Origin of the sequence: Acinetobacter corruptisaponis (assembly GCF_030053775.1) — a bacterium.
Taxonomy (GTDB): domain Bacteria; phylum Pseudomonadota; class Gammaproteobacteria; order Pseudomonadales; family Moraxellaceae; genus Acinetobacter; species Acinetobacter corruptisaponis.
The window spans coordinates 1,177,138-1,190,274 of the sequence record NZ_CP125669.1; the positions used below are offsets into that span (position 1 = coordinate 1,177,138).

The window sequence follows — 13,137 nt, forward strand, 5'->3', positions numbered from 1 at the left end:
AAAATAAAGCCATTGTTCACCCACGTTTCCCCACTTAAAAAAACTTTAACGATCATTTTCAGGATCAACAGGCTATACTCATTTCAATTTATTATTTGAAATGGTCAGGAGCCATCAAGTCATGGAAATCGAGCTTAAATTTCAACTTCCTGAATCCAAGAAAAAAAGTGCCTTACAAACATTAAATAAGCTTAAGGCGCAAAAAATTCATTTACAGGCAAAATATTACGATACGCCTGAACGTCTACTTGCAAAAAACCATGTTGCAATACGCTTGCGTCAGGAGGGAGATGGCTGGGTACAAACTTTCAAGGCAGCCAGTAAAAATCATTTACAACGGATTGAAGAAGACATCGTCTTAGGCAAATGTGAAAAGGAACCTGAACTGGATTTGTCGCTTTATCAGCATAACCAGACTGTTCAGAGTGTGTTGCAAGACATTCTGGGTGATGCACCTGCTAATTTACAATTACAATTCCAGACCGATGTGCAGCGTACTTATCACGTATTTGAGTTTAACCATTCACAGATTGAAGTGTGTCTGGATGATGGTGAAATTCTTACAGGCAAAGATCAGGCGAAAATCTGTGAAGTTGAGTTTGAACTTAAACAGGGTTCAGCTCAGGATTTAATTGAATTTGCTCAAACATGGGTAGGAAAATATCAATTATGGCTGGATGTGCGTAGTAAGGCAGAACGTGGCAATTTATTGGCTATGGAGAAAAAATCCTCTCCTGCCACCAAAGCAAAATCACTTAAATTAGATCCGAATCTATCGGCTGAACAGGCACTGAAATTGGTGATTGAAAATGGCTTAAACCATATTCTACCCAATGCGGCTGCCATTGCTGGTGGCGTGGCTGAGGCAGATCATATTCATCAGGCACGGGTGGGTTTGCGTCGTTTACGTTCAGCATTAAAACATTTTTCCAATTGGTCACAACATATCAATCCTGCTTGGGAAAGTGAGTTAGCTGATATTTTTAGGGCATTGGGTCAATCACGTGATCATGATGCCATTCAGGATTCCGTCATTCCATTGATCAAGGAAGTCTGTGATTTTGATTTTGCATTAAGCTCCAGTAGCGATCCTGAAATTGCCACACGTTTAAGCAATACTCAAACCACACAATTATTTTTATCTCTCCTTAGCTTTATTTACAGTGAAAATGAAGCAAAGACCAAATTGTCCAAACAGGTCGCTAAAAGCTTAAGCAAGCTCTATCACAAGATTTTAAAAGATGCCGCCCAATTCCCTGAACTTTCCATAGAACAGCAACATCGTACCCGTAAGCGAGTTAAGCAACTGCGTTACTGCATTGACTTTACTGCTGGGCTTTATCCTGAAAAGCAGGTGCAGCAGTTTCTGGATAAGTTGCAACCGATTCAGGAATATTTAGGTTTTTATAATGACCTGTTCGTGGCTGAGCAGATTTTCCAGCAACAAGTTTCGGAACAAGCTCAATTTTTGTTTGCATTAGGTTGGGTCAAAGCACAGCAGCCTCATGTGGCCAAAAAAGCAAATAAAAAGCTACAGGTGCTTTCTCATAAAGATATTTTTTGGGGGTAAATGTTTCTCTTATATTTGAAAAACATCCTACCATATTTTAATTTATAGCCAACATTTACTATCGTGTTAGGCGGCATGGATGCCGCCGTTGAGCTGTGGTATCAAGGATGTGCCATCAGCTCAACAAAAGGGTTTTGTTACTTTTGCCCAGTCAAAAGTAAGGCATTACCTATACAAGAAGCATTTGATTCCTCATAATTTTTGCGGTAGTGCCAACCTGAACGAAAATACAATTTCATTTATTAATGAGCAGATCATATTTCTTATCGAACTCAGATATAAAGTTTAGTAATATTTACCGATATTTCCCAAAAATTTTCCAAACACCATTATCTGCAATCGGATCACTATAACTATCATTACGCTGTTTACGAGGTTTATCCCGTGCATCCACCAATTGAAAATCTGGCTCAACACTTAAAATCATGCCATTCATATAAAATCGTGTTCGAGTATATTCACTCTGCCCATGCTGAAACACATAGGTCCGTAAATCAATAAATTCTCGATGTGCCACCAAAGCCGCAGTATCATCACTTTCCAGCCATTCCTGCATGGCAAAAATCTGGTCGGTATCAAACTGTCCACATTTTTCAACCAGTGCGGCTACCCCCCGAAAGGTTTTAGATTCTTTAGCGCGGGTTTTATTGATGCGGATACGATCAACATGAAAGAAAAATAATGGCAAATTTAAATGACTGGGTAAATGAATGGCATCCACTACCTCATCTTCCATAAAAGGCTGACAAAGCTGTTGTGCCCTTTCTATCAGGGGTTGCCACTGTCGATAGTATTCATCCACTTCATGTTTCAGGCCATAATAAATCGGCAAACCCTCCACATGCTGTAAATTTTGTGGTGGATGGATGTGTTGACGCAGTAAGGCAATATCTGTTTTTAAGCTCTGGATCGCAATTGCATCTGACATTTTGGTTATTCTAACTTGCTTAGGCTATTTTAGATTAAGCCAAAGGTTTAGTTTCAGCAAGGCTTTGTCTATAATAGTGTGTCTTAATTTGTCGCTGGAAATGATCATGTCTCAAAAAATTAACGCTACCGATGTGACGGAAGAAGAAGCTTTAAATGCGGTATTTTTTGAGCGTGCTGATGAATTTATCAAACAGGCCAATGAATTTTGCCGCCCGCCAAAAGGACAAAAAACTGATCCAGCCGAGTTACGAGGGCAAGTCAGTGCAGCCATGTTATTTGGTACGGCACGTTTTAACACATGGGTGGCAGCTAACAATTTTAAAGATGGCAATGAAATGCGTGATGCCAAAGAACAAGTGATGTCTTATTTACTGCAACAGTTCCAGATGATGCTTGAAGACAACTTTGACGAATATTGTGAACAGTTTGAGAATTATCTACGTTTTCGTAAAAATGAAGATTTTCATGCACATAAACATGATCACGATCATTGATAGTCATTCTGTAAATAATAAAGCCACCGATTTGGTGGCTTTATTATTTTGATCATTTATTTCGTGGCTTGAGCCTGACCATACTGATCAGCCATCACCTCAACAAACTGATCCAGCTTGATATATTTCTTAATCACGGCATCCACATCAGCCTTACTGAGTTTGGCAATCTCCTGATCACGCTTTTCACGATCCAGCAGGGTTTTATTGCGTTCCAACTGTCCCGTTAACATGCCATGAATCTTGCGCTCATCTTCCAAGGAAGTGACACGTTTTTTCATAATATCGGCTTTGGCTGCTTCCAGTTCCTGTTCAGTCACACCTTTATTCAACAAGTCTGTCAAAACCTTATGCACAGATTGGGATACCTGATCAGAACGTCCAGCGGTATAGTTTGCTGTAATACTGATTGAGCCACTTTCTGTATCTGAATCCAAGTCCAGATTACTGCCAAAACCATAGACCAGCGCATTCTTTTCACGTAACTCCTGTGCCAAACGCGAGGAAAGCTGCGAGTTCCCCATAATATGACTGAGAATAATCAATGCTGGTGCATCTGGATGGTAAGCACCAACAGGCATGGTAAGAACGCTTTGGTAACTTCCGAACTCACGCTGTTCTGACAGGGCATGTACTTTCTGCGCTTTAAAAGCGACATAAGGTGAAGTGATCTTTTGATAAGGCTGTCTGGTTTTCCACGAACCAAACGCTTTTTGTAGCGTTTGCTGCATTTTTTTCGGATCAAAATCCCCTGTTACCGCAATTTGGGCATGGTTGGTCACGAAGAACTGGTTATAAAATTGTCTAATTTGCGCTTGAGTCGCATCATTTAACTGTTTCTTGACCAGATCAGGCTCAAAGTGATAACGCATATCACCAGGCTGGTAGGTTTCCAGCAATCTTGCCAAGGTCATGGATGCAACAGTGGCAGGCTCGGTATACGGGCGATCCAGTACCGACAAGCTTTGGTTTTTCGCCAGATCAAATTCAGACTGGGCAAATTTAGGTTGCTTAACCACCTCAATAATAAAGTTGAGGAAATCTTCAAACTGGTCTTTTTTGGCATTGATGTTAATGGTCAAACCATTACCATTTGACGTGACAGAAGCTCCACCACTTGCAGCAATTGCTCTATCGGTAATTTCCTGCAAGCTATGCTTTTCTGAACCACGCAACATCAGGTAGCTGGTCAGATCTAAAGTGACACCCTTGCCAAATAAGGTTTTTTCATCGCCAAAGTCCAGACTGATGGTGGCATAGGTTTTGTCATCGCGTGTTGGTGTTGGGAATAAGGCATAGCGAATACCGTTTTTAAATTCACCACGTTGAATCTTTTGCTCATTCTTTTGCAACTGCTGGGCAGATTGAGTGACAAACTGGGTGACTTCCTGCTTATAAACGCTGGCATCTTTCAATGGCTCAGCTTTCTCAGCACTCTGGTCCAGCGTTTTAGGTTTTTCCTGAGTATTTTGAGTCATTGCCTTTTTCTGGTCTTCAGGTGTTGGCAAGATGTCTCCAGAAATACGGTGTGATGAAACTAAAAACTGCTTCAAGATCTGGTTGGCATCATTCAACTTTAAGTCCTGAATGGCCTGTAAATCTTTAAAATACTGATCCCACTGTCCATGTGAAGCCACAGCATAATCACTCAGGCGTGAACCTAAAGCTGTCGCATCCTTGGCAATGGTATCAGCGGCATTCTGGGTCATGTTCTTGACCCGCTGCAACTCTGCATCGGTAAATGGCTGGCTATTTTCCACACCTTTCGTTAAGGCCTCATCGACTTTTTTGGCATCATGATTCGGCGCATAAATCGCCCCCATAAACACCAGATTAAAATCCTGATCCAGCCATGTTGTGGATTGCACAGCGGTGCTAATACCTGTTTCCACCATGCTCTTATACAGAGTACCGCTCGGCTGCATGGTATAGAGTGCAGGTGCCATTGATAATGCAGACTGTAGCTGTGCATTCTGCCCATTCATATAGACATGGAACTTGGCTAGGTCACTGCCCTTTTGCACAGTAAACTGACGCTGCTCAATCTTACTGGAATCCAGTACAGGAACTTTTACAGGGGCAGGCACAACCCGTGCTGGAATAGGGCTAAAATATTGATCAATTTTATTCAGCACCTCAGTTTTATCAAATTTACCTGAAATAACCATGATGGCATTATTTGGTGCATACCATGTTTTATAGAACTGGTTGAGTTCGTTCATGTTAATGGATTTTAATTCTGGCAAATCTCCAATCGGCAAACGCCCCAAGTATTGATTACCGTATGCCGCTTTAAACATCTGATCCATTAAAACTGCAAAAGGCTGATCCATACGGATTTCGCGTTCACGTTTCACAATCTCGATTTCAGACGGTACAAATTTTTCCTGCAATACCAGCTTGTCCATACGCTCAGATTCGAGGTACAGGATTTCATTTAAGGCAGTTTTTTCTGGACGGACAATATTCAGATACTTGGTAGAGTAATAATCGGTACTGGCATTGGTCATCAGGGTATATTGGTCTAAACGGCGCTGAAACTCCTCACCCTTGACATTTTGTGTGCCTTTGAAAGCCAGATGTTCCAGTAAATGAGCCAGACCACCCTTGCCTTTTGGATCATTCAGCGAACCTGTCAGGTAGATTGTGTTGACGTAAACCTTATTTTCTTTATCATTTGGTGCAAGAATAACTCTGAAACCATTATCTAATTTATATTCTTCAATATTTTTTTCAGTTTTGACCAGTACTGTCTGAGACCAGGAAGTTGCACTTAACCCGATTAAACAAAGAGAAAGGGTAAGCTGCTTAAACCGCATTAACATAGATTATCCAAGTATTTTGGGTGATTTAAATAAAAACAATAAGCTATAGTAGAGAACGATTCGCATTTTTAATAGTGATGTTTTGAAAAAAGCTGCTGATTTAAACAGCTTTTTTCTTTGTTTTTATAGAGATTTAGTTACAAATCAGATCATCAGTTCAGCCTGCATGTATAGTTTCGCATAGCCTGAGATTTCAATACGCTGTTCCGACTCAATGACACATTCCAGAATCCCACATCGAGTGGAGGCCTGATAAGCTATCAGCCGTTTTTTATCCAGTTTTTCCGCCCAAAGCGGTGCAATTGCGGTATGGATTGAACCCGTTACAGGGTCTTCGGCAATACCAACTGCTGGGGCAAAATAACGCGAAACACAGTCAAACTTTCCCTCACCTCTGGCAGTTATGGCAACATCAGGTTGAGATGCGGTAATGGCGGCACGTAATCTGCCTAACTGTTTTAATTTCTCAAAATCTGGCTGCTCATCCAATACATCCTGTACCGACTCATACTCAACAATATAGGCCTGGGCATTGAGATAGACGGCCTTAAACGGTTTGCTCAGACCCTCACGAAGTTCCTGTGGATAATCTGATACCAGTTCAGCCTTACGAATTGGAAAATTCATTTTAATTTTGCCATCATCTTCCTGACTAACCACAAACATTCCCAGCTTACGCACATGAAACTGAATGGTTTGCTCAGCAGTAAAATCCTTAAACAAGACAAAAGCACTGGCCAAGGTAGCATGACCACAAAAATCAACCTCAGCCGTTGGGGTAAACCAGCGGATTTCATAATTAGTCTTATCCACTTTTTTGACAAATGCAGTCTCGGATAGATTATTTTCCAATGCAATATTCTGCATCAGGATGTCATCCAGCCATTGCTCGGTAACAATCACCGCCGCAGGATTGCCCTTAAATAGTTGTTTGGTAAACGCATCCACCTGATACATTTTCATTGCACAGCACTCTCAAGATTTTTAATTTATTTTGAACACATGGTCTATAAATGATAGATACAGATTTTTTTAAATTTACGATACACAACCAGCTCTGAACATTTAACAAAAACTGAAAGCTCAATGGTTTGATAAAAGCATTGTCCCGTCCTGAAATAGGTTGACACTTATTTCAATTATAAAATGCCTGATGAACCTCATTGGGCGTTTTATAGTTTAATGCAAGATGGGGCCTCCTTGTATTATAAATCCCTATTGACTCGGCAACCATTCGGCGGGCTTCTTCAAGATTCGCTGGTTTTTGCAGTAAATATTCATTTTTCAATATCCCATTTATCCGCTCTGCCATTGCATTCTGGTAACAGTCATACCCATCTGTCATGGAACATTGCACATCATTTTGTTTGTGTATCCTTTGATATTTTTCAGCACAGTATTGAATTCCCCTGTCTGAATGATGTGTCAATACATCGCTCTTTGACTTACGTTGCTTCAATGCCTGTTTATAGGCTCGAATCACTGAATCCGTTTTAAGATCTCCATGAACATGGTAACCCACAATCTTTCTTGACCATGTATCTGTTACAAGGCTGATATAAGCCTCACCCATCTTAACTGGCAAATAAGTAATGTCAGCAACCCATAGTTGTTCTGGCTGAGTCACTATCACCTGATCAGCTCCAGTTTTCAGGCGGTTCGGGTGACAATGAAAACGGTGATGGCTATTCGTTGTCTTGTGGTAAGCTCGCTTTGGTCTAATCAATAAGTGACTGAATCTAAGTAAATCAAATAAATAGTCCCGACCTATAGGTGTTGATCCTGTTTGATTTAATAAATAGTGAAGCTTTCTTGTGCCAATGCGTGGATGGAACATGCGTTGTGCCTGTACCTGTTTCAGGATAGCATGATCCTGTTCAAAGCGTAGAGATTCCTGCCTGCACTGCTTGTAATAGGCTTGACGAGTCATTCCAAGATAACGGCAGCATTGCATAATGCTTATCCCCGTTTCCCGCTTTTCCCTGATGACTTGCCTCGTGGCTTTTTTACAATGCTGACTCCATAATCTCTTTTGAGTACATCTACAACGGCTTCAAAGAATTCAGCTTTTTGTTGAGTGTCGGCAAGTTGTTGTTCAAGTTCCTTAATTCTTTGTTCTGGTGTAAGAGGTGTATTGGGCATGGGGGTTTTACCTGGGTGAAAAGAGGGTGTTCCCTGACTCCAGTCTAGGTTACCATGCTTGCGAAGCCAAACTAATACTGTTGAACAGCCCTGTATGCCATATTTATCCTGTGCCTGCCTATAGGTCATTTCACCTTTTTCGACTTGGTCAACAACTGATAATTTAAAAGCGAGACTATAATCTCGTTGTGTTCTTCTAACTACTGTAACCATAACACTCTCCAATTTTAGGGATGGATAGTGTCAACCTTAATTAGGACGAGACACATAAATAAAAAAGAGTGGTCGAAACCACTCTTGTAGGACAAATAGAAACTTATTCGCCCATATGCTCAATGATTGCCTGACCAAATTCAGAGCAGCGCAACAAGGTCGCACCTGGCATTAAACGCTCAAAGTCATAGGTGACAGTTTTCGCTTCAATCGCCCCTGACACGCCCTTGATGATCAGGTCAGCGGCCTCTGTCCAGCCCATGTCACGCAGCATCATTTCAGCAGAAAGGATGATTGAACCTGGGTTGACCTTATCCTGACCTGCATATTTCGGTGCTGTACCATGAGTGGCTTCATACACCGCAATTGCCCCACCAATGTTTGCACCTGGCGCAATCCCAATACCACCAACCTCTGCCGCAAGTGCATCGGAAATATAGTCACCATTGAGGTTCAAGGTGGCAATGACAGAGTAGTCTGCTGGACGCATCAGGATTTGTTGCAGAAATGCATCGGCAATCACATCCTTGATCACAATGTCCTTACCCGTTTTCGGATTCTTGATTTTTACCCACGGCCCACCATCAATTAGCTGACCACCAAAACGCTCCACTGCAAGCTCATAACCCCACTCCTTAAACGCCCCTTCGGTATATTTCATGATGTTGCCTTTATGAACCAGTGTCACAGAGGGTTTGTCATTATCAATCGCGAATTGAATGGCTTTCCGTACCAAACGCTGGGTACCTTCTTTGGATACAGGCTTGATCCCGATGCCACAGCCCTCAGGGAAACGGATTTTGGTAACACCCATTTCTTCTTTCAGGAACTTAATGACTTTCTTTGCTTCTGGAGAATCGGCTTTCCACTCAATCCCAGCATAGATGTCTTCCGAGTTCTCACGGAAAATCACCATATCCGTCAACTCAGGATGTTGCACGGGTGATGGCACACCCTCAAACCAGCGCACTGGACGCACACATACATATAGGTCCAATTCCTGACGCAGCGCGACATTCAGGGAACGGATACCACCACCAACTGGTGTGGTTAAGGGACCTTTAATTGAAACAATAAACTCACGCAAAGCTTCAAAAGTTTCTTCTGGCATATAAGTGCCATAAATTCTGTCGGCTTTTTCGCCGCAATAAACTTCCATCCATTCGATCGAACGTTTGCCACCGTAAGCTTTTTGAACAGCAGCATCTACAACTGCTTTCATTGCTGGTGTAATATCCACACCAATACCATCACCTTCAATGAAAGGAATGATAGGATGATTTGGAACATTCAGTGACAGGTCTGCATTAACTGTGATTTTGTCACCATCTGCAGGAACCACGATCTTCTGATAACCCATTGTACAGGTTCTCCCTCATGTAGCTGGCGATTAATGTATACCTTGTTTTTTATGGCATACTTTGATTTTTTTACTTCCTGATTCAGTGTAATTCAATCTTGTATCTTTTTAGATTTATATGAGAAATAATAACATTTCTCAATAAAATAAAAGCATACATTTACCAAATACCCCATACTCTTAAAGTAGTATTTTTATATGAAAATTGTCGTATTTAACAAACCTTTTGACGTGCTGTCACAGTTCCGTGAGGATGAAGCCCATCTCACGCTTTCCCATTTTATCCACGATCCTGATTTGCGTCTTGCAGGTCGCCTTGACCTTGATTCTGAAGGACTCATGTTCCTGACAGATCATGGCGGGTTAAACCAGTACATCACCAATCCAGTGAACAAGAAATACAAGACTTATTTGGCTCAGGTGGATGGTGATGTCACTGAGGAAGCGCTTGAACAGCTGCGTAAAGGTGTGGAACTGGCAGATGGCATGACCCTGCCTGCCAAGGCGATTAAGGTGGATCAACCAGAATGGTTATGGGATCGTGATCCACCTGTACGCTACCGTGCCAATATTCCGACCAGCTGGATTGAATTGCAGATTTGTGAAGGGCGTAACCGTCAGGTACGCCGTATGACAGCGGCGGTTGGCTTTCCAACTTTGCGTCTGATTCGTACCAAGATTGGTGCCATTGATTTAGTACGTCTGGGTTTGCAACCAGGTGAACAAACAGATATTGAACCGCTGCTTTATCCAGATTTTAAAGACCTGCCTGAAGATAAGCCTTACCGTTCTCGTTCCTATGTAAAAAAACCAGGTGGTACTGGCGGCAAGCCAATGCAGCATAAAAAGAAAGAGGGTGATAAAAAGGATGGTGACAAGAAAAAGTCAGGGACTAAACGCATCTGGCAAATGGATGAGAGTGAAAAACCACGTCGTAAGACCAATGGTACAACACGTCCAAATACCAAAGCGCCTCGTGGCCGTAATCGTAATGGCCGTTAAGATTTAATATTTCTTAGGTTAGTCATTAAAACCCACTTCAAAGCCCCATAAAAAAAGCTAGTACCAAGGCACTAGCTTTTTATTAATACCAACTCAAGCTAAGTATTTTAGATTTTTAAACAGTTGCAAGCGCTGCATTGAATGTTTCACTTGGACGCATCACCGCATTCACTTTTGCTGGATCAGCAGCATAGTAGCCACCAATGTCAGCCGCTTTGCCCTGTACTTGAGAGAATTCAGTCACAATCTTCTGTTCATTCTCAGCCAGTGCTTTCGCAAGTGGTGTGAACTGTGCCTTTAACTCAGCATCTTCATCCTGTGCAGCAAGCGCCTCAGCCCAGTACAGCGCCAAATAGAAATGGCTACCACGGTTGTCCAGCTCACCTGTACGACGTGATGGAGACTTGTCGTTATCCAGTAACTTGCCTGTTGCCTGATCTAAAGTCTTGGCAAGCAATTTTGCACGCGCATTATCTTCTTTAATTCCAAGCTCTTCCAGAGAAACAGCCAGCGCAAGGAACTCACCCAATGAATCCCAGCGCAAATGGTTCTCTTCCACCAACTGCTGAACGTGTTTTGGTGCTGAACCACCCGCACCTGTCTCGTACATACCGCCGCCAGCCATTAACGGAACGATAGACAACATCTTCGCAGAAGTACCCAGTTCCATAATTGGGAACAGGTCAGTCAGGTAGTCACGCAGGATGTTACCCGTCACGGAAATCGTGTCTAAACCACGCGCCACACGCTCAAGCGTATAACGCATTGCACGCACCTGAGACATAATCTGGATATCCAGACCATCGGTATCATGCTCTTTCAAGTATTTTTCAACTTTCTTGATCAGTTCATTTTCGTGCGGACGGTATGGGTCAAGCCAGAAAATCGCTGGCATGCCAGAGTTACGTGCACGCGTCACCGCAAGTTTTACCCAGTCACGAATCGGCGCATCTTTCACCTGACACATACGCCAGATATCACCCTGCTCAACATTCTGGGTCATTAACACTTCACCTGTATCAAGGTCAGTGATGTTGGCAATGCCCGCTTCTGGAATCTCGAAAGTCTTGTCGTGTGAACCGTATTCTTCCGCCTTTTGTGCCATCAATCCCACATTTGGCACAGTACCCATAGTTTTCGGGTCAAAGTTGCCATTCCACTTACAGAAATTAATCATTTCCTGATAGATACGTGCGAAAGTTGATTCTGGCATCACCGCTTTACAATCATAAGGCTTGCCATCAGCACCCCACATTTTACCACCACCGCGGATCATGGCAGGCATGGATGCATCGACAATCACGTCATTTGGAGAGTGGAAATTATCAATCCCTTTGGCAGAGTCAACCATTGCCAAGCGCGGACGATGTTCCTGACATGCATGTAAATCCTCAATGATTTCTTCACGCAGCGAGGTTGGCAAGGTCGCGATCTTTTCATAAAGGCCTGCCATACCGTTATTGACGTTAATACCCAACTCGTCAAATAACTTGCCATGTTTTTCAAATGCATCTTTATAGTAGATCTTGACACAGTGACCAAACACGATTGGATGTGACACTTTCATCATGGTCGCTTTTACATGCAGTGAGAACAGGATGCCCGCTTCACGGCAGTCTACCAGTTGCTTCTCATAGAATTCACACAGCGCTTTTTTGCTCATGAACATTGAGTCGATGATTTCACCATCCTGCAACGCCACTTTTGGCTTGAGGACAATGGTTTCACCCGTTTTGGTGATCAATTCCATTTTCACATTACGTGCATGGTCCAGTGTCATCGACTTTTCACCATGATAGAAGTCACCTTCTTCCATGTGTGAAACGTGGGTTTGTGACCACTGTTTCCATTCACTCATTGAATGCGGGTGCTTTCTGGCATAGTTCTTTACCGCAGCAGGCGCACGACGGTCAGAGTTCCCTTCACGCAACACTGGGTTGACTGCTGAACCGAGACATTTACCATAGCGGTCTTTAATTGCCTTTTCTTCCTCAGTCACTGGATTCTCTGGATAATCAGGAATCGCATAGCCTTTTGACTGAAGTTCCTTGATGCATGCCACCAACTGGGCAACCGAAGCACTGATATTTGGAAGTTTGATGATGTTCGTATCTGGATCCTGCGTGAGACGTCCAAGCTCCGCAAGGTTATTGGTCACTTTCTGCTCGTCGCTTAGGTAGTCCGAAAATTCTGCGAGCACGCGCGCGGCTACAGAGATGTCACTTTTAACGATCTCAATGCCAGCTGGCTTGGTAAAGGTCTCAATGATCGGCAGTAGAGAGTAGGTCGCCAGTAGCGGCGCCTCATCAGTCAGTGTGTAAATGATTTTTGACTTTCCACCAGCCATATATAGCCCCTTGTGTTAAATGTTAGTTGTGAAGAACCGAGCTTTTGGCCCAGTCTTTGAGAACCGATGTGCTTAAATAAAACCCTGAGAGTATCGGCCCTCATCGCATCTCAGTCAACGCAATATCGAGTGATAACGACATTTCGAAAAAAAATACTACAAAACTCTATAAAAGTTGCAGCCATGTTTAGCCACCTCACATGAAGTTTTGGCTTTTCAAACACAAAACCGTTTCAGCTTAAATAAGAGCTTTA

The 13,137-nt window shown here is 42.7% G+C and carries 9 protein-coding genes; 3 read left to right on the plus strand and 6 right to left on the minus strand.

Annotated elements, in window-relative coordinates:
• Window positions 1-121: 121 nt before the first annotated feature.
• Window positions 122-1,570: a CYTH and CHAD domain-containing protein gene (locus QLH32_RS06025; protein ID WP_283268645.1), complete on the plus strand. Its 1,449-nt coding sequence runs from the start codon at window positions 122-124 to the stop codon at window positions 1,568-1,570.
• A 295-nt stretch (window positions 1,571-1,865) separates the two neighbouring features.
• Here the strand turns inward: QLH32_RS06025 and QLH32_RS06030 are convergent, their stop codons facing one another.
• A complete protein-coding gene (locus tag QLH32_RS06030; protein ID WP_283268646.1) occupies window positions 1,866-2,498 on the minus strand; it encodes a hypothetical protein in 633 nt (210 codons plus the stop codon).
• A gap of 106 nt (window positions 2,499-2,604) precedes the next feature.
• Here QLH32_RS06030 and QLH32_RS06035 point away from each other — a divergent pair, with 106 nt between their 5' ends.
• Window positions 2,605-2,994: a DUF3144 domain-containing protein gene (locus QLH32_RS06035; protein ID WP_283268648.1), complete on the plus strand. Its 390-nt coding sequence runs from the start codon at window positions 2,605-2,607 to the stop codon at window positions 2,992-2,994.
• A 56-nt stretch (window positions 2,995-3,050) separates the two neighbouring features.
• Here QLH32_RS06035 and QLH32_RS06040 read toward each other — a convergent pair whose 3' ends face one another.
• The 4 genes from QLH32_RS06040 to icd all read right to left on the minus strand — a co-directional run bounded on the left by QLH32_RS06040 (window position 3,051) and on the right by icd (window position 9,534).
• Complete coding sequence (locus QLH32_RS06040; protein ID WP_283268650.1) at window positions 3,051-5,819, minus strand: M16 family metallopeptidase; 2,769 nt, start codon at window positions 5,817-5,819, stop codon at window positions 3,051-3,053.
• A 144-nt stretch (window positions 5,820-5,963) separates the two neighbouring features.
• Complete coding sequence (locus QLH32_RS06045; RefSeq protein WP_283268652.1) at window positions 5,964-6,782, minus strand: PhzF family phenazine biosynthesis protein; 819 nt, start codon at window positions 6,780-6,782, stop codon at window positions 5,964-5,966.
• Window positions 6,783-6,954: 172 nt separating this feature from the next.
• Window positions 6,955-8,174 (minus strand): IS3 family transposase gene (locus tag QLH32_RS06050; protein WP_283268653.1). Its coding sequence is split into 2 segments (ribosomal slippage): window positions 6,955-7,829 and window positions 7,829-8,174, totalling 1,221 coding nucleotides; the frame shifts between segments, so codons are not numbered across the junction.
• A gap of 103 nt (window positions 8,175-8,277) precedes the next feature.
• Complete coding sequence (gene icd, locus QLH32_RS06055; protein ID WP_279959282.1) at window positions 8,278-9,534, minus strand: NADP-dependent isocitrate dehydrogenase; 1,257 nt, start codon at window positions 9,532-9,534, stop codon at window positions 8,278-8,280.
• A 198-nt stretch (window positions 9,535-9,732) separates the two neighbouring features.
• On the opposite strand from icd, the gene QLH32_RS06060 reads away from it, so the two are divergent.
• Entirely contained in the window at window positions 9,733-10,536 is an 804-nt protein-coding gene (locus tag QLH32_RS06060) for an rRNA large subunit pseudouridine synthase E (RefSeq protein WP_283268654.1), read from the plus strand.
• A 115-nt stretch (window positions 10,537-10,651) separates the two neighbouring features.
• Here the strand turns inward: QLH32_RS06060 and QLH32_RS06065 are convergent, their stop codons facing one another.
• Window positions 10,652-12,883 carry an NADP-dependent isocitrate dehydrogenase gene (locus QLH32_RS06065; protein WP_283268655.1) on the minus strand — a complete coding sequence of 744 codons (2,232 nt, stop codon included), beginning with the start codon at window positions 12,881-12,883 and terminating at the stop codon, window positions 10,652-10,654.
• Between the last annotated feature and the right edge of the window lie 254 nt (window positions 12,884-13,137).

Coding starts and splice junctions, on each gene's coding strand:
- QLH32_RS06025 (WP_283268645.1), top strand. CDS start 122: ATGGAAATCGAGCTTAAATTTCAACTTCCTGAATCCAAGAAAAAAAGT.
- QLH32_RS06030 (WP_283268646.1), bottom strand. CDS start 2,498: ATGTCAGATGCAATTGCGATCCAGAGCTTAAAAACAGATATTGCCTTA.
- QLH32_RS06035 (WP_283268648.1), top strand. CDS start 2,605: ATGTCTCAAAAAATTAACGCTACCGATGTGACGGAAGAAGAAGCTTTA.
- QLH32_RS06040 (WP_283268650.1), bottom strand. CDS start 5,819: ATGTTAATGCGGTTTAAGCAGCTTACCCTTTCTCTTTGTTTAATCGGG.
- QLH32_RS06045 (WP_283268652.1), bottom strand. CDS start 6,782: ATGAAAATGTATCAGGTGGATGCGTTTACCAAACAACTATTTAAGGGC.
- icd (WP_279959282.1), bottom strand. CDS start 9,534: ATGGGTTATCAGAAGATCGTGGTTCCTGCAGATGGTGACAAAATCACA.
- QLH32_RS06060 (WP_283268654.1), top strand. CDS start 9,733: ATGAAAATTGTCGTATTTAACAAACCTTTTGACGTGCTGTCACAGTTC.
- QLH32_RS06065 (WP_283268655.1), bottom strand. CDS start 12,883: ATGGCTGGTGGAAAGTCAAAAATCATTTACACACTGACTGATGAGGCG.